At 61.7% G+C, this 26,745-nt stretch carries 19 protein-coding genes; 12 read left to right on the forward strand and 7 right to left on the reverse strand.

Going from position 1 to position 26,745, the window contains the following annotated elements; all coding sequences use genetic code 11:
• The first annotated feature begins 59 nt into the window (after window positions 1-59).
• Window positions 60-2,729 carry a DNA polymerase I gene (gene polA / locus GBB11_RS10515; protein ID WP_151550142.1) on the forward strand — a complete coding sequence of 890 codons (2,670 nt, stop codon included), beginning with the start codon at window positions 60-62 and terminating at the stop codon, window positions 2,727-2,729.
• A gap of 23 nt (window positions 2,730-2,752) precedes the next feature.
• On the opposite strand, the gene GBB11_RS10520 is transcribed toward polA, so the two are convergent.
• Entirely contained in the window at window positions 2,753-3,661 is a 909-nt protein-coding gene (locus GBB11_RS10520; RefSeq protein ID WP_151550143.1) for an AEC family transporter, read from the reverse strand.
• Window positions 3,662-3,711: 50 nt separating this feature from the next.
• On the reverse strand, window positions 3,712-4,476 hold the full coding sequence (locus GBB11_RS10525) for a class I SAM-dependent methyltransferase (protein WP_151550144.1): 765 nt from the start codon (window positions 4,474-4,476) through the stop codon (window positions 3,712-3,714).
• A gap of 224 nt (window positions 4,477-4,700) precedes the next feature.
• On the opposite strand from GBB11_RS10525, the gene rpsA reads away from it, so the two are divergent.
• Window positions 4,701-6,164 carry a 30S ribosomal protein S1 gene (rpsA, locus tag GBB11_RS10530; protein WP_151550145.1) on the forward strand — a complete coding sequence of 488 codons (1,464 nt, stop codon included), beginning with the start codon at window positions 4,701-4,703 and terminating at the stop codon, window positions 6,162-6,164.
• 553 nt (window positions 6,165-6,717) lie between these two features.
• Window positions 6,718-8,784, forward strand: coding sequence for a glucose PTS transporter subunit IIA (locus GBB11_RS10535; protein WP_151550146.1), 2,067 nt, complete (start codon window positions 6,718-6,720; stop codon window positions 8,782-8,784).
• Window positions 8,785-8,934: 150 nt separating this feature from the next.
• Here GBB11_RS10535 and GBB11_RS10540 read toward each other — a convergent pair whose 3' ends face one another.
• On the reverse strand, window positions 8,935-9,900 hold the full coding sequence (locus GBB11_RS10540; protein ID WP_151550147.1) for an L-lactate dehydrogenase: 966 nt from the start codon (window positions 9,898-9,900) through the stop codon (window positions 8,935-8,937).
• 69 nt (window positions 9,901-9,969) lie between these two features.
• On the opposite strand from GBB11_RS10540, the gene coaE reads away from it, so the two are divergent.
• The 3 genes from coaE to GBB11_RS10555 all read left to right on the forward strand — a co-directional run bounded on the left by coaE (window position 9,970) and on the right by GBB11_RS10555 (window position 13,328).
• On the forward strand, window positions 9,970-10,569 hold the full coding sequence (coaE, locus tag GBB11_RS10545; RefSeq protein ID WP_151550148.1) for a dephospho-CoA kinase: 600 nt from the start codon (window positions 9,970-9,972) through the stop codon (window positions 10,567-10,569).
• Window positions 10,570-10,579: 10 nt separating this feature from the next.
• Window positions 10,580-12,682: an excinuclease ABC subunit UvrB gene (gene uvrB, locus GBB11_RS10550; RefSeq protein WP_151550149.1), complete on the forward strand. Its 2,103-nt coding sequence runs from the start codon at window positions 10,580-10,582 to the stop codon at window positions 12,680-12,682.
• Window positions 12,683-12,884: 202 nt separating this feature from the next.
• Window positions 12,885-13,328, forward strand: a complete 444-nt coding sequence (locus GBB11_RS10555) for a universal stress protein (protein ID WP_151550150.1) — start codon at window positions 12,885-12,887, stop codon at window positions 13,326-13,328.
• Window positions 13,329-13,387: 59 nt separating this feature from the next.
• Here GBB11_RS10555 and GBB11_RS10560 read toward each other — a convergent pair whose 3' ends face one another.
• From GBB11_RS10560 to GBB11_RS10570, 3 genes are all read right to left on the reverse strand, one after another.
• Window positions 13,388-15,757: an AAA family ATPase gene (locus GBB11_RS10560; RefSeq protein ID WP_151550151.1), complete on the reverse strand. Its 2,370-nt coding sequence runs from the start codon at window positions 15,755-15,757 to the stop codon at window positions 13,388-13,390.
• Between the two features lie 311 nt (window positions 15,758-16,068).
• Window positions 16,069-16,893 carry a DoxX family protein gene (locus tag GBB11_RS10565; RefSeq protein ID WP_151550152.1) on the reverse strand — a complete coding sequence of 275 codons (825 nt, stop codon included), beginning with the start codon at window positions 16,891-16,893 and terminating at the stop codon, window positions 16,069-16,071.
• A gap of 172 nt (window positions 16,894-17,065) precedes the next feature.
• Window positions 17,066-17,668, reverse strand: a complete 603-nt coding sequence (locus GBB11_RS10570; protein ID WP_151550153.1) for an MBL fold metallo-hydrolase — start codon at window positions 17,666-17,668, stop codon at window positions 17,066-17,068.
• A 191-nt stretch (window positions 17,669-17,859) separates the two neighbouring features.
• Here GBB11_RS10570 and uvrA point away from each other — a divergent pair, with 191 nt between their 5' ends.
• Window positions 17,860-20,718: an excinuclease ABC subunit UvrA gene (uvrA, locus tag GBB11_RS10575; protein ID WP_151550154.1), complete on the forward strand. Its 2,859-nt coding sequence runs from the start codon at window positions 17,860-17,862 to the stop codon at window positions 20,716-20,718.
• Between the two features lie 33 nt (window positions 20,719-20,751).
• On the opposite strand, the gene GBB11_RS10580 is transcribed toward uvrA, so the two are convergent.
• On the reverse strand, window positions 20,752-22,695 hold the full coding sequence (locus GBB11_RS10580; RefSeq protein ID WP_192796392.1) for a hypothetical protein: 1,944 nt from the start codon (window positions 22,693-22,695) through the stop codon (window positions 20,752-20,754).
• 1,039 nt (window positions 22,696-23,734) lie between these two features.
• Here GBB11_RS10580 and infC point away from each other — a divergent pair.
• The 5 genes from infC to GBB11_RS10605 all read left to right on the forward strand — a co-directional run bounded on the left by infC (window position 23,735) and on the right by GBB11_RS10605 (window position 26,716).
• Complete coding sequence (gene infC / locus GBB11_RS10585; RefSeq protein WP_151530260.1) at window positions 23,735-24,256, forward strand: translation initiation factor IF-3; 522 nt, start codon at window positions 23,735-23,737, stop codon at window positions 24,254-24,256.
• A 41-nt stretch (window positions 24,257-24,297) separates the two neighbouring features.
• Window positions 24,298-24,492 (forward strand): 50S ribosomal protein L35, encoded by a 195-nt coding sequence (gene rpmI, locus GBB11_RS10590; protein ID WP_018019889.1) that lies wholly within the window; start codon window positions 24,298-24,300, stop codon window positions 24,490-24,492.
• A 67-nt stretch (window positions 24,493-24,559) separates the two neighbouring features.
• Window positions 24,560-24,946: a 50S ribosomal protein L20 gene (rplT, locus tag GBB11_RS10595; RefSeq protein ID WP_151530259.1), complete on the forward strand. Its 387-nt coding sequence runs from the start codon at window positions 24,560-24,562 to the stop codon at window positions 24,944-24,946.
• A 455-nt stretch (window positions 24,947-25,401) separates the two neighbouring features.
• Window positions 25,402-25,863 (forward strand): TM2 domain-containing protein, encoded by a 462-nt coding sequence (locus GBB11_RS10600; RefSeq protein ID WP_151550156.1) that lies wholly within the window; start codon window positions 25,402-25,404, stop codon window positions 25,861-25,863.
• Between the two features lie 40 nt (window positions 25,864-25,903).
• On the forward strand, window positions 25,904-26,716 hold the full coding sequence (locus GBB11_RS10605) for an RNA methyltransferase (protein ID WP_151550157.1): 813 nt from the start codon (window positions 25,904-25,906) through the stop codon (window positions 26,714-26,716).
• The last annotated feature ends 29 nt before the right edge of the window (window positions 26,717-26,745 follow it).

A 26,745-nucleotide genomic window follows, 5' to 3' on the forward strand; every position in this document is an offset into this window, starting at 1 on the left:
CGCGGCTAGTCATGACCGCGCTACATCGGCATCCCGCGAGCTGTCTACACTGAGACACTATGACTGATCCGACGCCACGCCTGATGCTTATCGACGGCCACTCCATGGCCTTTCGCGCTTTCTATGCCCTTCCAACGGAGAATTTCTCCACCTCCGGCGGCCAGCACACGAACGCGGTGTACGGATTTATGTCCATGTTCTCCTCTCTGCTGAAAGAGGAGCAGCCCACCCACGTGGGCGTGGCCTTTGATGTGGGCCGCACCACCTTCCGTACCGAGCTCTTTCCCGAGTACAAGGCCCAGCGTGAGGCCACCCCGGAGGAGTTCAAGGGGCAAGTGGGGCTTATCAAGCAGGTGCTCGAGGCCTGCAATATCGTCACCGTGGAGATGGAGAACTACGAGGCCGATGACATCGTGGGCACCCTCACCAAGGCGGCCGAGCCCGAGGGCTACGAGATTCTGCTCGTCACCGGCGACCGCGACTATCTGCAATTGGTGAACGAGCAGACCACGGTGCTCTATCCCATGAAGGGCGTGAGCGACCTCAAGCGCTTCACGCCTGCGGCGGTGGAAGAGAAATACGGTCTCACCCCCACCCAATATCCCGACTTCGCGGCCCTGCGTGGCGATCCTTCCGATAATCTGCCCAATATTCCGCTGGTGGGAGAAAAGACCGCCGCCCAGTGGATCGTGAAATACGGCAGCCTCAAGGGCGTGGTGGAACACGCTGATGATATCGGCGGAAAGCGCGGGGATAACCTGCGCGCCCGCTTAGACCAGGTGCAGCTCAACCGTGAACTCACCGGGATGGTCACCGACCTCTCTCTCGATATCACCCCCGAGCATCTGAAACTGCGCCCGGCCGACGCCGCCGATGTGGCCGAGCGCTTCGATGAGCTGGAATTCGGCTCGAATCTGCGCGAGCGGGTGCTGAGCGCGCTGCCCAGCGATGGCGATGCGGCTGTAGTAGAAGAGGAGCAGCGCCTAGAGGTGAGCGTCGATAAGCCCAGCTCGCTGGCGCAGTGGCTGCAGGAGCGTCGGCAGCAACCGCTCGCTCTGGCGGCGCGCGGCACGGCAGCCGCCGGCCGCGGGGATCTGCAGAGTATTGCGCTGGTGGATGCGACGGGCAGCGCGGTCATCGCTGAGGTGGCCGAGCTGGATCCGGAGGACGAGCAGGCGCTCGCCGCGTGGCTCGAATCGGACAGCCCCAAGCTGCTGCACGACGCCAAGGCCGTCTATCACATGGTGCGTGGGCGCGGCCTGATCCTGGGCGGCATCGCCCACGATGTGGCTATCGCCGCCTACCTGCTGCGGCCTGGCCAGCGCACCTATGCGCTCAACGATATCTACCAGCGCCATCTGCAGCGGCAGCTCGAGCAGACCGAGGACAGCGGCCAGATGAGCCTGCTCGACGATGCGCAATCCGAGCTGCTGGCAGCGGAGGGCGTGGCGATTATCGAGCTGGCCGAGGAACTTACTACGCAGCTGCAACAGATCGACAGCTTCGAGCTCTATCGGGATCTCGAGCTCCCCCTGGTGAGCGTGCTCGGCGAGGTAGAGCACACCGGTATCGCCGTGGATATCGACAGTTTAGAGCGGCAGCGCGATTCCTTCATCGAGCACGTTGCCGCGGAAGTGCAGGCCGCCCGCGAGATCGCCGGCGACGAGAGCCTGAATCTCTCCAGCCCGAAGCAGCTGCAGGTGGTGCTGTTTGAGACCCTCGAGATGCCCAAGACGAAGAAAACCAAGACGGGCTATTCCACTGCAGCCAAGGAAATCGAGAACCTCGCCCACACCCATCCGCATCCTTTCCTCGATCATCTCTTGGCCCATCGCGAATATCAGAAGATGAAGACCACCCTGGACGGGCTGATCAAGTCCGTGCAGCCGGATGGGCGCATCCACACCACCTTCAACCAAACGGTGACCTCGACGGGGCGTTTGTCCTCTACCGAGCCGAACCTGCAGAATATCCCCGTGCGCACCGTGGTGGGCCGCCATATCCGTTCCGCCTTCGTAGTCGACCAAGACCACGAATGCCTCATCACCGCCGACTATTCCCAAATCGAGATGCGCGTGATGGCGCATCTATCGGAGGATCCTGGGCTCATCGAGGCCTATCGCCGCGGCGAGGACCTGCACAACTTCGTCGGCTCCCGCGTGTTCGGTGTCCCCGTCGATGAGGTCACCCCAGAAATCCGCCGCCGCGTCAAGGCCATGTCCTATGGCCTGGTCTATGGGCTTTCCGCCTATGGGCTCTCCCAGCAGCTGGACATCTCGCCTGGGGAGGCCAAAGAGATCATGTCCACCTACTTCGAGCGCTTCGGCGGGGTGAAGCGTTATCTCGACGACGTCGTCGCACAGGCCCGCAATGATAGCTACACGGCCACCCTCTTCGGCCGGCGCCGCTACCTGCCGGAGCTGAGCTCCACCAATCGTGTCGCCCGCGAGAACGCCGAGCGCGCCGCGCTGAATGCGCCCATCCAGGGCACAGCCGCCGACATCATCAAGATCGCCATGCTGCGCGTGTACCAAGTGATGCAGGATAAAAAGCTCCGCTCGCGGCTGCTTTTGCAGGTGCACGATGAACTCGTGGTGGAGGTCGCCCCAGGGGAAAAAGACACCGTCGTGGAGATCCTGCAAGAAGAGATGGACAAGGCTGTGCGCTTGTCTGTACCGCTGGAGATCTCCGTAGGGGCCGGCGTGAACTGGGATGCCGCTGCGCACTAGACGCTGCTACTACGCAGCAGCGTTTAACCGAAGAATGCGGCTATCACCATCATCGCCGGTAATGCGGTGAAGGTGGTGATCAGCCCGGTATCGCGCGGCACGCGGGTATCGCGGCCATAGTTCGATGCGTAGTTATACACATTCTGAGCGGTCGGTAGTGCCGCGAGAATCATGGCCGCAAAGAGCTGCTGGCGATCCAGCCCCAGCAGCATGCCCACACCGAGCGCGGCCAGCGGCATGCCCAGCTGTTTCAGCCCCACCGCCCAGAAGGTCAGCGTCCGCGCCTGCGGATCCCGCAGTGGGGTGGCGGTGGTGAGCGAGGCGCCGAAACTCATGAGCATCAGCGGAATGGCCGCCCCGCCCAGCACCTCGACGGGGCGAAAGAGCACATCGGGCACTGTCTGATGGCTCCACGCCACCACCAGCCCCGCGGCTGCGCCCAGCACCACAGGGCTAAGCAGCGCGTGGCGCACCGCGACCAATAATGAGGAGGAGCGATCGATCAGCGCCAAAATGATCGGGGCGTAGATCAGCACCTGAAATAACACCACCGGCGCCGCATAGGCCGCGCTACCGAGCACGTAGAGACTCACCGGCAGGCCGATGTTATTGGAGTTCATATAGCTTGACGACGCCGCCCCGATCGTCAGATCCGCCCGATGCCGGCAACCACCTGCCCAGGCGATAGCGACGAATGCACCCGCGGTAATCACCGCCGCCGCCGAGGTCGCCACCACCACGGGAGAGAGCATCTGCTGCGGCTCGGAGCGGGCGAACACCGTGAACAAAAGGGCAGGCAGCGCGGCATAGAAGGCGAGCCGGTCGAGTACTGTGCGCTGCTCCTCAGAGGCAATGACTCGTGTAGAACCCACGAGGAAACCCACGGCAATCAGGCCGAGAATGATGCCGTAGCTGGTGAGGATGCCGCCCATGACGCCGCGAGGGTCCTTTCTCTAGGAGGTGGCCGGTCGGGAGTGCGTTCTTAGTCTTTGCGCGCGGAAATAATGAGCGTGCCTGGGAAGATGCGTCCCCGCAGCGGCGACCATTGCCCCCAGGTGGTCTCGAGATCCTCTGGCCACTCCGGTTCGATCATGTGACGGATACTGAGGCCGGCGGCTACCAGACCATTAGCGTAGTCGGAGACCGTGTGGTGGCCTTCAGCATAAGAAAGCACGCCCTGATCATCCGCCTCCGTATAGTCGTCGTCAAAATAGGAATACGCCACCGTAAGGCCCTCGGCGCTGGGATCGTCGGCGAAAATCCAGCGCATGGGGTGATTGACGGAAAATACGAAACGCCCGCCGGGGCGCAGCACACGGGAGACCTCGGCGAAGGCGGCGGAGAGATCCTCGATGAAAGGCAGCGCGCCGAAGACAGAAAAGACGGTGTCCACGCTGCCAGGGCGCAGGGGTAGGGCTAAGGCATCGGCGTGGAGCAGGTGGAGGGGGACGTCGTTACTAGCTGCGTGCTGCAACATCTGCTCGGAGATATCTACGCCGATGATGCGGGCGGTGGGGAAGCGCTGGGCGAGCCAGCGGCTGCAGGGGGCGGAGCCGCAGCCGAGCTCTAACACCGTGGTGTCGGAGACATCGCCCAACAGCTGCGCCTGCTCTTCGTGCAGCATCTCTGGGCACCAGTAGAAAGAGGAAAGATACTCGGGATGTTGGGCGTGATAATTGGCGGCGTCGTGGTCCCACCACGAGCGGTTCGCTGCGGAAAATGTGGCGGGTGTGAAACGAGAGTTCATGCAGGTTACTCTATTTGCCGGAAGCGAAAACGTGCAGTAGAGTGTTGGAGGCGTGTCGCAACGCGTCCACGGTTTTCAGGTGTAATAGGACGGCTGAAAATGGGGCGCGTGAGATTGAACAAGCTGGTCAGAGCGTCGAATAGGGCGCACGATCTACTCGTCAAGAGATACGTTTCCTGTCCATTCGAGATTCCTATTTCAACATTTTTCGGAGCAACTAACATATGCCCACCAACAACACCCCTCAGGTAGCCGTCAACGATATCGGCTCCGCTGAGGACTTCCTCGCAGCCGTCGACGCCACCATCAAGTACTTCAACGATGGTGACATCGTTGAGGGAACCGTGGTCAAGGTCGATCGCGACGAGGTTCTGCTCGACATCGGATACAAGACCGAGGGCGTTATCCCCTCTCGTGAGCTGTCTATCAAGCACGATGTCGATCCGGAAGAGGTTGTCGAGGTCGGAGACGAGATCGACGCACTTGTTCTCACCAAGGAGGACAAGGAAGGCCGTCTGATCCTGTCCAAGAAGCGCGCTCAGTACGAGCGTGCATGGAGCGCCATCGAGCAGCTCCAGGCCAACGACGAGCCCGTCACCGGTACCGTTATCGAGGTTGTCAAGGGTGGCCTGATCCTTGACATCGGGCTGCGCGGCTTCCTGCCCGCATCCCTCGTTGAGATGCGTCGCGTCCGCGATCTCGAGCCGTACATCGGCCAGGAGATCGAGGCCAAGATCATCGAGCTGGACAAGAACCGCAACAACGTGGTCCTGTCCCGCCGCGCATGGCTCGAGCAGTCCCAGTCCGAGCTTCGCTCCGAGTTCCTGCACCAGCTCCAAAAGGGTCAGGTGCGCAAGGGTGTCGTCTCCTCCATCGTCAACTTCGGCGCCTTCGTCGATCTCGGCGGTGTCGACGGCCTGGTTCACGTTTCCGAGCTGTCCTGGAAGCACATCGACCACCCGTCTGAGGTTGTCACCGTGGGCGACGAGGTCACCGTTGAGGTTCTCGACGTCGATCTCGACCGCGAGCGCGTGTCCCTGTCCCTGAAGGCCACCCAGGAAGATCCGTGGCGCGTCTTCGCCCGCACCCACGCTGTGGGCCAGATCGTGCCCGGCAAGGTCACCAAGCTGGTTCCCTTCGGTGCATTCGTGCGCGTCGAAGAGGGCATCGAGGGCCTCGTCCACATCTCCGAGCTGGCTCAGCGCCACGTCGAGGTGCCGGATCAGGTTGTCAACGTTGGCGAAGACCTCATGGTCAAGGTCATCGACATCGACCTCGAGCGTCGCCGCATCTCCCTGTCCCTGAAGCAGGCTGACGACGACTACTCCGAGGAGTTCGATCCCTCCAAGTACGGTATGGCCGACTCCTACGACGAGAACGGCAACTACATCTTCCCGGAGGGCTTCGACCCGGAGACCAACGAGTGGCTCGAGGGCTTCGACGAGCAGCGCCAAGAATGGGAGGCTCGCTACGCAGAGTCCGAGCGTCGCTTCCAGCTGCACACCCAGCAGATCGAGCGTCACCGCGCCGCAGCCGAGGCTGCTGCCGAGGCCGGCGAGCAGCAGGGTGCAGCTTCCAACTACTCCAGCGCTGACGCTGGCGTAGCCGAGGCCGCAGCCACCACCGGTGGTTCCCTCGCTTCCGACGAGCAGCTCGCTGCCCTGAAGGAGAAGCTGGAAGGCAACTAAGCCTCCACTCGGTGACCGCTGCACGCGTCACTGAGAAGAAGTGCCCTACCCCCAGGGGTAGGGCACTTTTTTGTGTCACTACGCAGGAGAGTGTGCACTTTTTCTACAGCCCCGTAGCACACCCAAGGAGTGTGACTTCGTGTGGGGTCGATGTGGATAAAAATGTTGATTCGGACATTAATAAAACACCCGTACACAGGGCATTGCTGTGGCATGAGAGACGGCGCAGTACGGGGCGGTGGGAGCCGTGAAAACCAGCACTAGGGCGTTTTAACTGCGTGTTTATTATTCTCATTGTCATTAGGGTGTACTAAGTAAATGTGATCTACGGCATAGTACTGGCGCTAGGTGTGAGTGGATTTGTGTCCTATAATTATCGTGATGCCACACACGATAGTGGCAAAACGGACAGAAACCCACAATTTCTATCGGTGGCTCATATATGCCCACTGATGCTCCTGGTGCGACGAACTGCGGCGCGAGTCTTTTTCGGATTACCAAGTAGGGTGGGCCTAAGTCTTTTCTCACAAACTCTCTACGAAAGGTAGACGCAATGGCGACTAAGAATGCGTCAGCCGCTGAGGCCATACTGGCCAATCTCGGCGGACCTGAAAACATTGATTCGTTTACGCACTGTGCTACTCGCCTGCGTATGCAACTAGGCGACCGCTCATTGGCGGATCAAGACGCTCTCGACAATATTCCCGAAGTGATGGGCGTTGTGCCGCAGGGATCCAATGGTCTGCAAGTGATCATGGGTGGCGGCGTAGCTAACTACTACAACGACATCGTCAAGCTGCCCGGCATGGAACACATCGCCGGCGGCGAAGGCGGCGCCTCCAAGAAGTCCGCGAAGAAGGAGTACTCCGGTGTTCGCGGCAAGTTCGGCTGGGTGGACTTCGCCTTTGAATTCCTCTCCGATACCTTCCGGCCCATCCTGTGGGCCCTGCTTGGCGCCTCGCTGATCATCACCATCTTGGTGCTGCTCGACACCGCAGGCATCCAGGCATTCGATGAACCGCTGACGGAGCAGTCCGGCGTCTATGTGCTCATGCACGCTATGTGGCGCTCGGTATTCTACTTCCTGCCGATCATGGTGGGTGCCTCCGCAGCGAAGAAGCTCGGCGCAAACGAATGGGTGGGCGCCGCAATTCCAGCCGCCTTGCTCACTCCCGAGTTCATCGGACTGAAGGACAATATCCACACCGTCGTGGAGCAAGGTGCGACCGAGGGCATCGATATCTACAAGATCGATGTCGCCGGCCTGACCTTGGTGCTCAACAACTACGGTGGACAAGTCTTCCCGCCGTTGCTGGCCGCTATCGGCCTGTTCTGGGTGGAGAAGGGCCTGAAGAAGGTCATTCCCGAAGCCGTGCAAATGGTGTTTGTGCCCTTCGTCTCCCTGTTGGTCATGATTCCGCTGACCGCCTTCGTGGTGGGCCCCTTCGGTATCTTCATCGGTGACGGCATCGCTCGACTGTTCATGAACACCTACGAGTTCTCGCCGTTCATCCTCGCTATCATCATCCCGCTGCTGTACCCCTTCCTAGTGCCGCTGGGGCTGCACTGGCCGCTCAACGCCGTCATGCTGCAGAACATTGCCACCTTCGGCTTCGACGTCATCCAGGGCCCCATGGGCGCATGGAACTTCGCCTGCTTCGGCCTCGTCGCTGGTGTGCTGGTGGTCTCTGTGCGTGAGCGCAACCGCCAGATGCGTCAGGTTGCCACCGGTGGTCTTGCCGCCGGCCTGCTTGGTGGTATCTCCGAGCCCAGCCTGTACGGCATCGTGCTGCGCTTCAAGAAGACCTACCTGCGACTACTTCCTGGCTGTTTCGCCGGCGGTATCGTGATGGGCCTGTTCGGCATTAAGGCTCAGGCCTTCGTGTTCACCTCGCTGCTGACCATCCCGGCCATGACCCCCACCTTGGGTTACGCCATCGGTTTGGCTGTCGCCTTCTTCACCTCCTTCTTCCTCGTGGTCTTCTTCGACTACCGGTCTAAGGAAGAAAAGGATGAGGTGCGCGCCCGCATCGCCGAGGACGAGGCCGATGAGTCCGCCGAGGCCTCCGCTCCGACCGCTGGTGCAGCGGAGACCGCTCCGGCTGCCGCCGCTCCTGCCGCTGGTGCAGCTGCTGCTGGCACTGCCACCGCAGTCAAGACCGAGAAGAAGGTCGAGGCTCCCTTGGACGGCACGCTGGTGCCGCTGGCCGACACTCCCGATGAGGCTTTCGCCATGGGGGCTGTAGGCAAGGGTGCGTCCATCGATCCGTCCGGCGACACCGTATACGCCCCGGGCGACGGCAAGGTCGTTATGACCTTCCCCACCGGTCACGCCGTGGGCCTGAAGCTGGACAATGGGCTGCAGATGCTCATCCACGTGGGCCTGGACACCGTGAATATGAAGGGCGAGGGCTTTGAGGTTCTCGTAAACAAGGGCGATGTGGTCGAGGCTGGCACTCCGCTGCTGAAGTTTGACCGCGCCGCTATCGAGGCCGCCGGCTACTCGCCGATCACCCCGGTGCTGGTGACCAACCACAAGAAGCAGGGCGCTATCAACGTCGTTGCCGATTATGGCACCATTACCCACGGCACCATCTTCCTCGACGTGGAAGATAAATAAGCCTCAGGCTTAAAGCTTCGCTCCTCTCGCCTCAGCCCGCCTAGCGGGCAGCGATGAGCACACAATCAAGGGGCGCTGCGATCACGCAGCGCCCCTTGTCGTGTGTCTGGATGGGGGGGGGGGGAGGACACGCCCCTCGTGGGGCAAGTCCTAGGTGGCCTGGGCGGCGGTGATGGCGGTGCGAATCGCCGCCACCGAGCGCTCCAATGCGGCCTCTTCCCAATCGTTGAGCGAGACAGCGAAGCGTCGCTCGGCGCCGCCTCGACCCAGCAGGGTGGGCATGGAGAACGCCACATCGCCATCGAAACCATACTCGCCACGGGCGGTGGTGCAGGCCGGCACGATCACCTTTTCATCGAGCAAGACGTGCCGCGCCATGAGTACCGCGGACTGCGCCACACCGGCATTGGTCCAGCCCTTGGAGTTTAATACCTCGTAGGCGGCCTGGACGGTGTCCTCGGCGAGACGCTCCGGATCGAGATGCACCCCAGTAAAGGTCTGTTCCAGCTCGGCGACGGACAATCCGCCCACGCTCAGATGCGAGAGCACGGGAAAAGCGGACAGGCCGTGCTCGCCCATCATGTAGCCGCTGACGCTCAGCGGGGACACCCCGAGCTTGTCCGCAACTATTCTGCGTAGTCGCGCAGAGTCAAGCATGGTGCCGGTACCGAAGATTCTTCCGGCGGGGTAGTCGAATTCATTTTCCGCAACGTAAAGGGTGGTGTCCAAGGGATTGGTGATCATGATGACCACCGCATCGCGGGTGTAGTCCACCACCTGTTTCATCACGTCGCGGATCAGTGCCGCGTTAATGGCGGCAAGCTCGGCACGATCAGGAGTGCTGTTCTCCGCGGAAGGAATGATGGAGGGGCCGGCAGCGCAGATAATGACATCCGCGTCGGCGCAGTCGCTATAGTCTCCAGCGCGCACTGCTGTGGATGTCATGGAACTCAGGGCGGTAGCGTGATGCTGATCTAGGGCCTCGCCGTGGGCCACCCCCTCGGCGATGTCGATCGTGACGACCTCGCCGAAGAGCCCCATCTTCATCGCGTCAGCGAGCACATAGCTTCCCACGTGCCCGACTCCGATCACCACGAGCTTGTGTGGCGACACCATATGTGTCCTCGTCTTTCTCTCGACCGTAGTATGTACCGGCTCAAGCTTACGCCCGTAGACTGAGACACCATGACGATCATTGGCATCACAGGCGGCATCGGCTCTGGGAAGTCCACAGCGACGGCGATCCTCAAGGACAAGGGGGCATTCATTATCGACGCAGACCTCATCGCACGAGAGATCGTCGAACCCGGACAGCCGGCACTCGCGGAACTCGCAGCCGAGTTTGGCGAGGATATTCTCGACGATTCTGGGGTACTACGCAGAAGAGTTCTCGCGCAGCGAGCCTTCGTGGATGAAAAGCGAACCGAGCGCCTCAACGCAATCACCCACCCGCGCATCGCCGAGCGCACCCGCGAGCTCTTCGCCGAAGCAGCGGAGAGTGGAGCAGAGGTCATCGTGCACGATTCGGCGCTGCTCATCGAACTCGGACTCGATCGCGCGGTGGATATCACCGCGGTGGTCTCCGCCCCAGAGGAGCTGCGCCTGCAGCGTCTCGTCGATAAGCGAGGACTGGATGAACAGGATGCGCGTCATCGTATTGCGCGGCAGATGGGGGAGCAGGAGCGCTGCGCGGCGGCGGATGTGGTGCTGGATAATTCCGGGACAATAGACGAGTTGGCCGCCCAGGTTGAGCAGCTATGGGAGCGGGTCAACACGGGCGGGTAGTCTCGAGGCTATGGCTTTTGCAGCAGAGCACCCAGTGTTGTCCGAGTCCGAGTTTCGTCCCGTAGGCGAGGTGGAACGCTCGAACGGAAAATTCGAGGTGATCTCGGAGTATCAACCGGCCGGCGACCAGCCGCGGGCGATCGAGGAACTCACTGCTCGTATCAATAACAACGAGCGGGACGTGGTGCTCATGGGCGCTACCGGTACCGGTAAATCGGCCACGGCGGCGTGGTTGATCGAGCAGGTGCAGCGCCCCACTTTGGTGATGGCGCCGAATAAGACGCTTGCTGCCCAGCTGGCCAATGAGCTGCGGCAGCTTTTGCCGAATAACGCGGTGGAATACTTCGTCTCCTACTACGACTACTACCAGCCGGAAGCCTATGTGGCGCAGACCGATACCTATATCGAAAAGGACTCCTCCATCAATGACGATGTGGAGCGCCTGCGCCACTCCGCCACCTCGGCGCTGCTTTCGCGGCGCGACGTTGTGGTGGTCAGTTCCGTTTCTTGCATTTATGGTCTCGGAACCCCGCAATCCTATCTGGATCGCTCGGTGGTGCTGCGCGTGGGCGAAGAAGTGGAGCGGGATCGCTTCCTGCGGCTGCTGGTAGACATACAATACGATCGCAACGACGTGGCCTTTGTGCGCGGCGCGTTCCGCGTCAAGGGCGATGTGGTGGATATCATCCCCGCCTATGAGGAGCTCGCGGTGCGGGTGGAGTTCTTTGGCGATGAGATTGATTCCCTCTACTACATTCACCCCGTTACCGGCGATCCGATCCGCCAGGTAGAAGAGCTGCGCATTTTCCCCGCCACCCACTATGTGGCCAGCGAGGAACGCATGGCCAAGGCGGTAGAAGACATCAAGGCCGAGCTGGCAGAGCGCCTCGCTGACCTAGAGAATCGCGGCAAACTGCTCGAAGCGCAGCGGCTGCGGATGCGCACGGAATATGATCTCGAGATGATCCAGCAGGTGGGCTTTTGCTCCGGCATCGAGAACTATTCCCGGCACGTCGATGGGCGGCCCGCAGGCTCGGCTCCGGCCACCCTTATCGACTATTTCCCCGAAGACTTCCTCACCATCATCGACGAGTCCCACGTGACCGTGCCCCAGATCGGCGGCATGTTCGAAGGCGATATGTCGCGCAAGCGCAACCTCGTGGACTTTGGTTTCCGCCTGCCCTCGGCGTTGGACAACCGCCCGCTCACTTGGGATGAATTCGACGCCCGCAAGGGCCAATGCGTCTACATGTCCGCCACCCCCGGCCCCTATGAGCTTGCCGCTACCGGCGGCGAGTTCGTGGAGCAGATTATTCGCCCCACCGGGCTGGTAGATCCGAAGGTGGTGGTGAAACCGACCGAAGGCCAGATCGACGATCTCATCCACGAGATTCGCCTGCGCACCGAGAAAAACGAGCGCGTGTTGGTGACCACCCTGACCAAAAAGATGGCCGAGGACCTCACCGATTACCTGCTGGAAAATGGGGTGCGGGTGCGCTATCTGCACTCCGATATCGATACGCTGCAGCGCGTGGAGCTGCTGCGCCAACTGCGCACCGGCACCTATGACGTATTGGTCGGCATCAACCTCTTGCGCGAGGGGCTGGATCTGCCGGAGGTGTCGCTGGTGGCGATCCTCGACGCGGACAAGGAAGGCTTCTTGCGCTCGACCACCTCGCTGATCCAGACCATCGGCCGCGCCGCCCGCAACGTCTCCGGCGAGGTGCACATGTATGCCGATAAGGTGACCGAATCCATGGCGGCCGCGATCGACGAAACCGAGCGGCGCCGCGAGAAGCAACTCGCCTATAACCGCGAACACGGCATCGACCCCCAGCCGCTGCGCAAGAAAATTGCCGACATCCTTGACCAGGTCTATGACAATGCCGAAGAGGGGGAGGCGCGCCCCGATGCGGCCGCCGATGCCGCGCTGGTGGATAAACGCGATATCTCCTCCATGCCGCAAGAGGAGCTGCGCAGGCTCATTGACTCGCTCACCGCGGAGATGTCTGCCGCAGCCAAGGAACTCAAATTCGAGCTGGCGGGCCGTTTGCGCGATGAGATCCGCGATTTGAAGAAAGAACTGCGTGGTATCACCGAGGCCGGCATCTAATACCCGGTGTTGTGGTTCGATGCTGCGGCTATGCGCTGCGCCCAAGTGCTGCGCCGCTTATCGACGCCGCCCTTTCTTCTCTGCACCGTCCCGGCGAGCGGCACAACGACGCTCACCTTGGGGCCGAGGCGGACGCGTCGGTGGTAACCTAAAGTCCAACAGCAAATACAACCTAGGTATGTGTTAAAGGGGTTCTTTGTCGATGAACGAAAACTACCAGACCATCGTCGTGGGTACCGACGGCTCCAAGTCTTCGCTACTGGCCGTTGAGCGTGCTGCCTCCATTGCCGCGGCGTTCGACGCCACCTTGGTCATCGGTTCCGCCTACTACGAGAGCACGGAAGAAGCCTCCAAGACTCTCCGCCAGGACTCCGTCACCGTTCTCGGTAATGATCCGGCACAGAAGAACCTCGACAGCGCCGCCGAGGTGGCCAAGAAGGTCGGTGCCACCAAGATCGAGACCGCGCTGAAGGCCGGCACCCCAGTGCAGGCACTGATGGGCATCGTTAACGAGTACACGGCAGATCTGCTCATCGTCGGCAACCGCGGCATCAACTCCCTCACCGGCCGCCTGCTGGGCTCCGTGCCCGCCGATGTGGCCCGCCAGTCTGACTGCGATGTGATGATCGTTCACACCGTCAGCTAAGCGCTATACCACTGAAAAGCACCCGCCCGAAAAGGGCGGGTGCTTTGTGCTACTACGCATCAGAGCTCTGCATAGGCGGCAGCAACGTCTGCGATGCTCGCGCCCACGACCGTCACCGTCTGGGTAGCGCGACTCAACGCCACATAAAGATCGTTCAGCCCCCGTGCCGACCCCGCTGCGATGGCCTCCGGCTCGACCACGATAACGTGGTCAAACTCTAATCCCTTGACCTCATCGACGCTGCGGGCCTCATCCATATCCTGCAGGTCGGCGCGCGTGTCGAGAACCTCCGGGGCGGCGACGACGGCCACCATCCGCTCCGGATGTTCCTCCTTGAGTGCTTTCACAATGCGGCGCACAGAGGCCTCCTTGGGAAGCTGCGTGACTGCATCATCGACATCGCGCACCGACTGTGCGGGCTGTTGCTCTGGGGCGATGAGCGGCAAGAGTGTCTGCGCCAGCTCCATGATCGTCGCCGGAGTACGGTAATTCACGGTCAATTCGTGGTGGCGTACCCGCGAGCCGACGAACTCGGCGAAGGTCTCCGCCCAGCTATCCGCGCCAGCGGGGGAGCCAGTTTGGGCGGTATCGCCCACAATGGTCATCCACCGGCTCGGCACCCGGCGAAACACCATCCGCCACTCCATCTCGGAGAGCTCCTGGGCTTCGTCCACCACCACGTGGCCAAAGGCCCACGTGTGATCAGCACGGGCCTTTTCCGCCGTGGAGCGATTATCGCGCACCTGCTGCCGCTGCGCGAGAGTCTCGGCATCGACCACGTCGTGGGCGGAGAGCACCTCGGCATCGAACTCATCGTCCAAGTCCGAGTTGGCGGAGCCGATGAGAATATCCAGCGCATCTTGGGCGTCGTCAATTTGTTGCCGCCACCGCTGCTCGGCCTGCTCTGCCGACTCTTCGGGGTTGTCGATGCCGATGATCAGCGAGAGCTCGTCGAGGAGTGCGGCATCGGCTGGGGTCCACGCGATCACCGCATCGTCGAGCGTGTCCGGATCATAGCCTGGCCGGAACAATCCTTCGATGGTGGCCTCGTCATAGTCGGCGGCCACATCGGTGAGACGATCGTGGTCGCAGGTGAGTTCCGCGAGCACCTGTTGAGGGCTCAGCCGCGGCCAGAGAGTGTCGATGATCTCGAGGACCTGTGCCTCCTCACTGAGATCATCGTGCAATTGGGCGATATCCGCGGCAGAAAGTAGATTCTCCTGCCCCAAGGGATCGGCACCGATCACCTCGGCCATGTGCTCGGCCAGCAGCTCGAGCAGCCTATCGGCAAAAATTGGCTGGGCGCGGTTATGCGGCTTGCGCGAGCGTCGGGCGCGAGTGCGCGCCTTTTTCACCATGGCCGGGGTGATACGCAGCGACACCCCATCCACGGTGAGAGGAATCTCCTCAGCGGGCACCTGCTGATAGGCCTTGACCGCCTCGCGCAGAATATAGGCCATCTCCGAGGAGCCCTTGATCTCCTTGGCCAGGAGGGTGTCTTGGCCGGTGGGAGTGACCGAAGGATAGAGCTCTCCAATGGTGGAGAGAACCACGCCAGTTTCGCCGAGCTCTGGCAGCACCCGCGAAATATAGTCCAGGAAGCGACGGTTCGGCCCCACAATGAGCACGCCGGTCTTGGCCAGTTGTTCGCGCCAGGTATAGAGCAGATAGGCCACACGGTGTAGCGCCACCGCTGTCTTGCCGGTGCCGGGGCCGCCATCGACCACCATCACGCCGCGGTTGTTATCGCGGATAATGGTGTCTTGTTCTCGCTGGATCGTTTCCACGATGGTGTTCATGTGGCCAGAGCGGGCAGCATTGAGCGCCTGCGCCAAAGCGGCCTCACCAGCGATATCGGCGGGAGCGTCTCCATCGGATGTGGCAGGGGACTGGCCCACAAGCCGTTCCTCATCGACTGCTGTGACGGTACGCCCGCGGGTGCGGATATGGCGGCGACGGTGCACCCCCGCCGGGTTGACGGTGGTGGCCAGATAGAAGGGGCGTGCCATGGGGGCGCGCCAATCGAGAAGCAAAGAGCGATAATTATCGGCGGCGTCTTGGACTCCCATACGCCCGATATATCGACGATCCACGCGCTGCCCATCGAGCTCAATGGGATCGTCGGGGTCGGCATCATCGACGTCAATACGGCCAAAGACTAAACCGAGTTGGGCAAGCGCGGCACGATCCAGCTTCTCATTCAGGCTGTGGTACTCGGCTTCGCGGCGAATGAGATCATCTGTGTCCGGGTCCACTCCCTCGGGGCGCAGCGACACGGCCGCTAGCCGCTCGCGGGCAGCCCGAATGTCCTCGTCGAGATGATCGAAAAGACCATCCACATAGCGCTGCTCGGTGGCGATCGCATCAGTTGTCGCGGCGTCGCGGGCAGCGTCGGAGTCGGGGAGAGGGCCGTGCGGACTATGCGGCAAGAGAGATCCTTTCTGATCACGTCACACACATCGAATGCAGGATACGAGAAATGATGATCATACTCGCCCACGTCGGCACCGCGGGGCGACGCCAGCGGCGCCAGCGGCGCCAGCGGCGGGCAGCATGAACTAGAGCATCGTAGTAAAGCCAACAGCAGAGCGGCCACGTTTGTTCCCACCTTCTACCCCGCTGCGCCGCACCCTAGCCCGCCTCGCCCCCGGTATGCACAACGCCCCAGCGGGCCCCCGCACGGGGACACAACTGGGGCGTTGGTGGATGTGCTGGCACTGAAGCTCAGTGCCGAGGTAGCTTAGGCGAAATCCTTGACCTTCTTGTCCAAGCTCTTCTGTGCCTTGCGCAGGGCCTTGTCGGCGCGCTTCTGCAGCTTCGGAGCGTTCTTGGAGGCATCCTTGCGGGCCTTCTCGGCGCGCTTCTGGGCCTGGTCGGCAACCTTGACCAGCTTCTTCCTAGCGGTCTTGGTGTTGGACTTGGCCAGATCCAACCAATCGTCCTTGTTGTCGTCCACATAAGACTTAGCCTCGTCGGCGTAGCCGGAGACCTTCTCGGAGGTGGTGGACAGGAAGTCCTTCGTGGCGGAGTTGACGGCGGAGGCCTGCTCGGCCACATTCTCCTTGAACTTCTCCGTGTCAGACTTGCCCGGAAGAGCGGACTGGATGGTCTTGTTGGCATCCTTAGCAGCACGGTTAGCGCGCCACTTCAGTCCGGGCTTGCCGGCGGTGTCGGCGGAGGCGATGAACAGCCCGCCCAGCAGAGCAACGTCCGTCATAAAACCACTGCGGCGAGCAGCCTTCTCGTCCTCGTTCTGGGTCTCCCAGAAAGCGTGGCGAGCGAGAATGGTGGGAATAGACAGCACTGCGAGGGTGCCGGCTGCCAGGCGCGGTGCCTTGCCCAAGGCCAGCAGGGTGCCGGCGGTGGTCTTGGTCACGCCAATGGCCTTTGCCACGGTCTCCGGGTCCTCCGGCAGCTTGCGGCTGTAGTCATTCGGCAGCACCGAGCGCAGTCGGTCGAGGATAGTCTTGGTGCCCTCGACGTGCTTCTCGGTATTAGTGATGGTGTCCACACCGTCAGCGATGTAGACGGTGGCCACCATGGGGCGAGCGATCTTACGGATCATTCGTTCTTCCAGCTCCTTATATGTTTTCTGGTAGCTCGCAGCCCGTGTCGGACTCGAACTGAAGTTTTACCTCACACCATCCTAGACGAAAAGGACATGAGGCCGAGGCGCGCAGTGTTCTCAGGTAGACGTAGGAATATCTGGCACGCTGCGTCGATAAGCGCTACGCGGCCTACCAGCCGCGCTCGCACCACTCCTCGAGATGCGGTGCTTCGGCCCCCACCGTGGTGGAATCGCCGTGGCCGGGGTGAACGTGCGCCTCGGGCGGGTAGACATCAAAGACGCGTTCCTTGACATCGGTGATCAGGCGGGCGAAATCTTCTTTGGAGTTGGTCTTTCCCACGCCGCCGGGGAAGAGGCTGTCACCAACGATGAGGTGGGTATCGCCGTCGATGGTCAATTCCAAGCAGAGACCGCCTGGGGTGTGGCCGCGAAGGACGAACACGGGAATCTCGTGGCCGGCGAAGCTGAGGGTATCGCCGTGGTCCAGCTCCTCGTCCACATCGCACGGCAGCGCGGGCGCATCCAGACTCGAGGAGACGTGGCGGGCGCCGGTGCGCTGCAGGATCTCCGCGAGTGCACCCACGTGATCGCCGTGGCGGTGGGTGGTGACCACCGTGGTGATCGTGGCCTTGTGCTTGGCGGCGAGCTCCATGAGGGCGTCTGGGTTCGAGGCGGCGTCGATAAGCATCGCCTCATCGCCAGCGACCACAAGGTAGCAGTTGTTATCCATCTCGGATACAGAGAGGGAATCCAAAATTAGTTCGGCACTCATGCGTACTACACTAGATGAGACACAGAGACGGTGGTCGGACGCGGTGGGGAACACTCGGCTATGCCGTGGGGGCGGTGGGGCACAGACCGCATTTAGTCCACGGGAATGAATTGCGCATCAGCGGCGTTGAAGTGAGACGATGCCCAGCATCAACACCGATGTCGTGCACTAGGAAAGGTAGTGGAAAGCCTGTGGCTGAACGCCTCATTGTCCGCGGAGCCCGCGAGCACAACCTCAAAGGGGTAGATATTGATATCCCGCGCGACAAGCTCGTGGTGTTCACGGGTTTGTCTGGTTCGGGCAAGTCTTCGCTTGCCTTCGACACCATCTTCGCCGAGGGGCAGCGTCGCTACGTGGAGTCGCTCTCGTCCTATGCGCGCATGTTCTTGGGGCAGATGGACAAGCCCGATGTGGAGATGATCGAGGGACTCTCGCCGGCCGTGTCGATCGATCAGAAGTCCACCAACCGCAACCCGCGCTCCACGGTGGGCACGATTACTGAGGTCTTCGACTATCTCCGCCTGCTCTATGCGCGCGCGGGAACGCCGCACTGCCCGGAATGCGATGCGGTGATCGACCGCCAAACGCCGCAGCAGATCGTGGATCAGGTGCTGGAGATGGAGCAGGGCACCAAGTTCCAGGTGTTGGCGCCGGTGGTGCGCACCCGCAAGGGCGAGTTTGTGGATCTCTTCGCGGATCTCGCCGCCCAGGGTTATGCCCGCGTGATGGTCGATGGCGAGATGCACCAGCTATCCTCGCCGCCCAAACTGGAGAAGCAGATCAAGCACGATATTGATGTGGTGGTTGATCGCTTGCAGGTCAAGGAATCGCAGAAGCAGCGCCTCACCGACTCCATCGAGACAGCGTTGAACTTGGCCGATGGGGTCGTGGTCCTTGATTTTGTGGGGCTTGACGACGCCGACCCGCACCGAGTCCGCCGTTTCTCCGAAAAGATGGCCTGCCCCAACGGCCACGATTTTCATCTCGATGAGATGGAACCGCGCGCCTTTTCCTTTAACTCTCCCTATGGCGCCTGCGAGCGCTGCGATGGTCTCGGTTCCCGCCTAGTCGTGGATCCGGAGCTACTTATCCCGGATGCCGATGCCAAGGTGGTGGATGCGATAGCCCCGTGGCACTCCTCGCCGAATAAGAAATACTTTGTCAAGCTCGTCGAGGCGCTGGCAGAGGCAATGGACTTCGATGCGCACGCCCCCTATTCCTCGCTGACGAAGAAGCAACAAAAGGCACTCGTGCACGGCTCCAGCACCGAGGTACGGGTGCGCTATAAGAACCGGTACGGTCGCCGCCGCGACTGGACCGCCCCCTTCGAGGGCGCGATCGCGTTCGTGGAGCGCAAGATTGAGCAAACCGATTCCGAGCACCAGAAGGAACGCTTCCGCGGCTATATGCGCGAGGTGCCCTGCCCAGCGTGCCAGGGCTCGCGGCTCAAGCCCGAAATCCTCTCCGTGCGTCTCGCCTCGGAGGGCCATGGCGAGCAATCCATTGCTGGGGTATCGGCGCTATCGGTCGAGGATGCCCGCGCCTTCCTCGACAATCTCACCCTGAATAAACGCGAGGAGATGATCGCAGGTGCAGTGCTGCGGGAGGTACAAGCACGCCTGCGCTTCCTACTGGATGTGGGGCTGAACTATCTCACCCTCGACCGCGCTGCCGGCACACTCTCCGGCGGAGAGGCGCAGCGCATTCGCCTGGCTACCCAGATCGGATCGGGCTTGGCGGGGGTGCTTTACGTGCTGGACGAGCCCTCCATTGGGCTGCACCAGCGCGATAACCAGCGCCTGATCGCCACCTTGGAGCGGCTGCGCGATCTCGGCAACACCCTCATCGTGGTCGAGCATGACGAAGACACGATCAAGGCGGCTGACTGGCTGGTGGATATCGGACCCCGCGCCGGTGAATACGGCGGCGAGATCGTCTATCAAGGAGAACCGGCGGGAATACTCAACGCCGCCGATTCTCTGACCGGCGATTATCTCTCCGGGGCGAAGGTGTTGGGAGTGCCAGCACACCGCCGCCCGACTGACCCAGAACGCTGTCTCAAGGTGGTAGGTGCGCGAGAAAATAACCTGAAGAACGTGGATGTGACCATCCCGCTCGGGGTGCTTACCTGTGTCACTGGTGTCTCCGGATCGGGTAAATCCACGCTGATTAACCAGATCGTGTCCAAGGTATTGAGCAATGAGCTCAACCGCGCTCGGCTCGTGCCAGGGCGAGCCAAGCGCGTGGAAGGCATCGAGCATCTCGATAAGCTGGTGCAGGTGGATCAGTCTCCGATTGGTCGCACCCCACGTTCGAACCCAGCGACCTACACCGGTGTATTCGACAAGATTCGTACTCTCTTCGCCGAGACCACCGAGTCCAAGGTGCGCGGTTATAAGGCGGGACGCTTCTCCTTCAACGTCAAGGGCGGCCGCTGCGAGGCCTGCAAGGGCGATGGCACCTTGAAGATCGAGATGAACTTCCTGCCGGATGTCTACGTACCCTGCGAGGTGTGCCACGGGGCCCGCTATAATCGCGAAACCCTCGAGGTGCGCTACAAGGGCAAGAACATCGCCGAGGTCTTGGACATGCCCATCGCGGAGGCGGCGGAGTTTTTCCAGCCGATCACCTCGATCCACCGCTATCTCAACACGCTCACCGAGGTGGGCTTGGGCTATGTACGGCTGGGCCAGTCGGCCACCACGCTCTCGGGCGGCGAGGCGCAGCGCGTGAAACTCGCCGCAGAGCTGCAGAAACGCTCCAATGGTCGCACCATCTATATCCTCGATGAGCCCACCACGGGCCTGCACTTCGAGGACATCCGTAAGCTCATGCTGGTGATCCAAGGCCTAGTGGATAAGGGCAACTCGGTGGTGATCATCGAGCACAACCTCGATGTGATCAAGGCTGCCGACTGGATTATCGACATGGGCCCCGAAGGCGGCGACGGCGGCGGCCAGGTGGTAGCCGAAGGCACACCCGAGGATGTCGCCCAGGTCTCCGGCTCCTATACCGGCCAGTTCCTCCAGCCCTTGCTGGCCACGGTCTAAGCCACAGCCAGCGCCGCCATAGCTGGAATGCCCCTAATGTCCCGCGCCTGGATCGGGATGCTGGGGGCGGGTATCCGCTGCGGCCATCGCTGGCTGCGCTTCGGCAGGGTCCTGGGCCTGGTGCGGCGCAGCGGCCACGCCCGTCGTATCAGTCGCAGAGGGGCTGAGCGTGCGGGAGCGAATGATCGCCACCACGAGGAGAACGAGGCCGCAGCCGAGGAAGGTGATCGTGCGTGCCACAGAGTCGAGGGTGGTGAGATCAAAGAACACCACCTTGACCGTGGCGGCAAGGGCCAGCAATAGCCCGACGGGAAACTCATAGTCGCGGGCGATGGGGGTCTTGCCCAGGATGATGAGTGCCGCTGCCACCATCCAGCACACCGATGCCACGGCATGCGAGGTGAAGAATGCGGCAGAGATCATGCTGGGGGCAAGCGTCGCGGTGGCGCGGGTGACGGCGAGAACAATGAGCGTGAGCGATAGAGAAAGCGTCAGCAGCCCGCCCAGCACATAAGACCGTGTCGATAGCCCCCGCAGAAGTGAGGGCACGTGGAAGGCGCCCAGCACCCCGAGCGTGGTGAGCACGACGAACAGCGGTGGCTGCTCGCCGAGGCGAGTATAAGCAGTGCCCAAGAGGGTCATCACGGTCAGTGTCTGAGACAGCATGATCAGCTGAATGGCGATGAGCCACCCCACCCACAGCTGCGCCCTGCCGGAAGCAGACATCGGCACTAGCGTGGCGACGCGAACTGCCGGCCACACCACCATCATGGCCACGGCGAGAAAGACCAGACCAAACAATTCAGCACTAGTGGCGGAGAAATCAGCGGCGAACCAGGCCACTACCGCTGCCAGCGGCAGCAGGAGCTGGAATAGGGCATAGTAGCCGTGGGCGAATAGCAGCGCGGCTTCGTTGAGCGAGTAGCTACTGCGATGAGCCTGAGCATGCTGCAGCGGGGCGGGATTCAGCGGAGCCAGCAGCCCCCATCCGCCGCCGAGATCCGCGTTGCTCGTCGTTATGCTGCCGAGGCCGTGGGCTGTGTATGCCGCGTAGCCGCTCACGATGGCCACGGGGAGAATGAGCAGGAGGGGATAGAGGGCGGGGGAGTTGCCCGCAACAGTAAGGCCCACGAGGAGCACCACGAGCAGATGCGTGAGTACAGAGCGGCGAAGATGCTCGGTGGCTGCGGCGTCCGCGCGTTCTCCCTGCTGGGTTGCGGTATGTGCGAGGTGGCGGGCGGCGTGAATACCGGCGAGGCATAGCCACGCGTAGGCGGCCGCTGTGTAGAGCAGGAGAACACCGGGTCCGAACCCGCGCTCGTCCATCAACAGCACCACGGCGTTGAGGTCTGTGTAGATGCCGAGCATGCCTATCAGCGCGCTGGCGACGCGCACCTTCGACCACCCGCGCAGCCATGCGACGCCGTAGACCATGGCGGCAAGCAGGAGGATGGGCACAAAGATACTGTCGCCGGAGGAGACTCCCTCGGAGGCGAGCAAGATAAGGCACAGAGCGGAGACCGTGGACAAAAGAACCACGGCGAGCTCGGCGCGCATCCAGTGGCTCAACCACACATATGCTGCGCTGAGCACGAGGATCAGAGCTGCCGCGAGGTAGCCGGGCATCCAGCCCAAAGGCGAGTAGAGCGCCAGGGTAGTGACACAGGCGGTGCCAGCGGAGGTTGCCACCAGCGCCGTGATCGCCCCAGTGGCGGTGCTGGCGCTGCGGTAATGGCGCACAGCGATAAAGAGCATCACTGCGGCCAGCAGATAGGCCGTCGCGACCCTTGCCCTGGGGCCAAACCAACCATTCGAGATCGCAATATTGACCAAAAAGCCGACGCCGAACAGGGTGAGGATACCGCCGCCGGCGGCGATGACGCGCAGCGTTGATACTTCATCGCGCCACCATTGTCCTCGTGCACTGTGCTCCGGCTGGCCGCTGCTATAAGGCGTGTGGCCTGGGGGTGGACCCATGGGCGCACCCTGCTGGGGTGACGCTACGGGTGCGCCGACAGGCGGGCGCGGGCCCTGGCCCGGCGCCGGATAGCCCGCCGGTACGGGGGAGCTATATCCCGGTGGTGGCGGGGGATAGGGCGGCTGTCCGCCAGGCTGCGGATAGCCATAGCCATAAGGCTGCGGACTAGGCGCGGTCTGTGCCTGCGGGCTCGGCTGATTCCTGTGCTGCGGCGCACCCGCGGGGTGCTGGCCACCGAGAGGGGAGCGCGGGCGCGGCTTCGCACCGGAGTCAAGCGAGGAACGAATAACCGTAACCGCCTGCTGCATGGAGTGAGCGGCGCGAGATAACTGGTCTAAGGCGAGGTAGAGCTGTTCTCGTTCAGAATCCGATGTCTGCGCCTGCGACGGCGGCTCACTCGGAGGTCGCTCCTGAGGTGGCTGCCCGTGGGGCGGCTGCTGAGGGCGAGGAGAAGGATAAGAATTTTCGGCCATAAAACCTAGATTAAGCCAGCCGTGAAACCGTCGCTCGGCAAGACAATGAAGGGTGTACTACATGCGCAAGAAGTCCAGCTAGACTGCTCTACGGGTGCTCCTCGAGCGAGGTATCTGGGTGGGTGTCTTCCCGCCGCTAGGGTGTGCCGGCGTAGTGCTGCGCGGAGTGGATTTGTCCTCGGCGCAGTGAGCTGTTAAGGTGTGGACCACTACCGCTTACAGTCGTGTATTACGGCTGTTGTGGATTAATCAAAGTGGAGATCCCTCCCACCCGAGGCCCGCATATGCGAGGATCAGGGTTTGCATCACGCCACAGCGGGCGGACACTGTGTGTTTGCCAATGAGGTGTGTTGAGTGGATCTCCCGCTCTTCTCGCAGACTACTGCCGAGGAGAACGGGAGTTTTCTTGTTTCCGCTCCGCGTGTGTTGCCGCACCGTGGGCGCGGAAAGGTTCGGGGATCATTGCGCGAGATATCGATTAAGCGGTCAGTTACGCGCCGCGCCGGTGACGGCGGGGCGTGAAAGAACAAGAGTCACGTTATTTTCGTCGATCTGAGGAGTCCCCATCAGCGCTGAAGCTCGCATTAATGAGCGAATCCGAGTACCGGAGGTCCGACTTGTTGGCCCCGGTGGTGAACAAGTAGGAATCGTCCGTATTGAGGACGCTCGTAAGCTTGCCTACGACGCAGACCTCGACCTCGTTGAGGTTGCACCTAAGGCCAAGCCGCCGGTGTGCAAGATCATGGATTACGGCAAGTACAAGTACGAACTGGCCCAGAAGGCCCGTGAGTCCCGCCGTAACCAGCAGCAGACGGTGGTCAAGGAGCAGAAGTTCCGTCCGAAGATCGACGACCACGACTACGAAACCAAAAAGAATAACGTCGTTCGATTCTTGGAAAAGGGTTCCAAGGTCAAGGTGACGATCATGTTCCGCGGTCGTGAGCAGTCGCGACCGGAACTAGGTTTCCGTCTGCTGGAGCGTCTTGCAGAAGACGTCGACGGCATCGGAATCGTCGAGGCCCGTCCCAAGCAGGACGGCCGCAACATGACCATGGTTCTCGGCCCTGTACGCAAGGGCAAGAAGTAACTAGACAGAAACTTTTTACAGGGTTCTAAGGAAGAAGACTTATGAAGCAGAAGACCCACAAGGGTATGGCTAAGCGCGTGAAGATCACCGGCAAGGGCAAGCTCCGTCGCGAGCAGGCCGGCCGCCGCCACCTGTTGGAGGGTAAGCCTTCCACTCGTACCCGCCGTCTGAAGGGCACCACCGACGTTGCCAAGTCGGACGTCAAGCGCGTCAAGCGCATGCTGGGCAAGGCTTAAGAGCCTCACCCACCCGCACCCCTTCATTCACCAACACTTTTAATTGATCAGTTAAGGAAGTATCACTGTGGCACGTGTCAAGCGCTCAGTAAACGCTAAGAAGAAGCGTCGCAAGATTCTGAATTCCGCTAAGGGCTACCGCGGCCAGCGTTCCCGCCTCTACCGTAAGGCCAAGGAACAGTGGCTGCACTCCATGACCTACGCTTACCGCGATCGTCGCACCAAGAAGCGTGAGTTCCGTCGCCTGTGGATCACCCGTATCAACGCGGCCGCGCGCCTGAACGACATCACCTACAACCGCCTGATCCAGGGCCTGCGCCTGGCCAACATTGAGGTTGACCGCAAGATTCTTGCTGAGCTCGCCGTGAACGACTTCGCTGCATTCTCCGCTATCTGCGATGCAGCCAAGGCCGCTCTTCCGGAGGACGTCAACGCCCCGAAGAACGCTGCCTAATCGCTCAAGCAGCAGGTGCTGCCCTGTAGAAGGGCAGCGACCGCGGCACTATCCACCCCGCGCCATCTCTGGTGCCGGGTGGTTTTGTTTGTCGTGGGCGAGACCCTGCGCCAGGGTCACTGTTGTCACACGAGGCGTCGAACGCGCGTGCGATGCCACGCCGGCAGGTGTCTAGGGCGTTGTTTAGAGTGAGACACGCGTTGATTGCGCAGGATAACAGCGCATATAGCCATAGTATCCGGCGCTACCGGCTCGAGTGTTGGCAGTGCTTATCGACGCGGGTCGCCCAGATTACCCTCACTTTCGTGGTCATGGCTGCGAAGGCCGAGTCGACATGGTTAGATTGAACAAATCATCGGCACGGACCGAGCCGGTACGCACCATCCAGTGGGCACCTCGAGCTAGGTGCCGGTGAACAGAACTAAAGGTGAGAGAAAGGTGGCTTAACGAAGGCCATGGCTGAAATCGAGTACGACAAGGACGGTTTGCCCGTGGAGAAGAACCGTCCCGTTTATGATTTTCCGAACCACGCGCAGAATCCCCAAGGCTACGCGCAGAACCCCCAAGGCTACGGCCAGACCCCTCAGGGTTATGGCCAGCAGGTGCCGGCACAGCAGTACGGCATGGCTGGGAACTATCCCCAGAACATGGCACCGGTGCAGCAAAAGTCGAAGGTGCTCGCCGCTGTGCTCGCGTTCTTCCTCGGAACCTTCGGCGTGCACAACTTCTACCTCGGCCGGAATGGGCGCGGCGCAGCCCAGCTGGTGTGCACCATCTTCGGCTACCTGGGTCTGCTGTTCATCATCGGCGCATTCGTCCTTATCGCCGTGGGAATCTGGGCTTTCGTCGAGTTCATCATGATTCTGGCCGGCATGGGCGGCTATGACCGCGATGCTAACGGAGTGCCGCTGAGCTAGCGCCAGTGAGCAACCGCGTCGGTACTGCTAGCCTAGGGCCATGCACCTAGACTTCAGCGATGCCTTTACCGAACGCACCCCGCGAGTGGTGGCCGCCGCCAAACTGCTCCGCCCAGCTGGGCGCAAAAAGGCCCAGCGATTCCTCGCGGAAGGCGAAAACGCGGTGGAAGCGGCAGTGCGCCGCGGCGTAGCCACCGATATTTTCGTGACGGAATCCGCGAACGCCCGACACGCCGGCCTCGTCAACACCGCCGCATCCTCGGGCGTATACGTCCACCCCGTGACCGACCGTGCTGCCAAAAAGCTGGCAGACACCGTCTCGGGCACGGGGATCATTGCTGTCTGCACCCCGATCGTCACCCGCGTCGACGCCTTCTCCGACGCGCCCACGCCTACACTGGTGAGTATTCCCGTGGACACCTCTGAGCCGGGTAATGCGGGAACGCTGATCCGTGTCGCCGACGCCACCGGTGCCGACCATGTGCTCTTCGCTGGGGACACCGTGGACCCGCTTAATCCAAAGGTGGTGCGCTCCTCGGCCGGCTCGCTGTTTAACGTGCCGGTCACCCGCGAACCCAATATCCCGAAGGTCCTCGACGCCGTGCGGGAGAAGGGGCTGCAGATCGTGGCCACCACCGCCGAAGGGGAGACCAGCCTAGACGATGCCCAGGAGGTTCTCGCACAGCCCACCGCGTGGCTCTTCGGAAATGAGGCGCATGGCTTGCACGAGAAGCTGATCGAGCAGGCCGATGTGCGTATCCGCATCCCGCTACGGGGCCGTGCAGAGTCCTTGAACCTCGCCACCGCCGCAGCGATCTGCATGTATGAATCCTCAAAGGCACTGAACTCCTAGCGAGCTCATGCTCCCGATCCGGCGTCCTG

The sequence above is a fragment of the Corynebacterium sp. 74A genome (genome assembly GCF_008930665.1).
In the GTDB taxonomy this organism is placed as follows: Bacteria; Actinomycetota; Actinomycetes; order Mycobacteriales; family Mycobacteriaceae; genus Corynebacterium; species Corynebacterium megadyptis.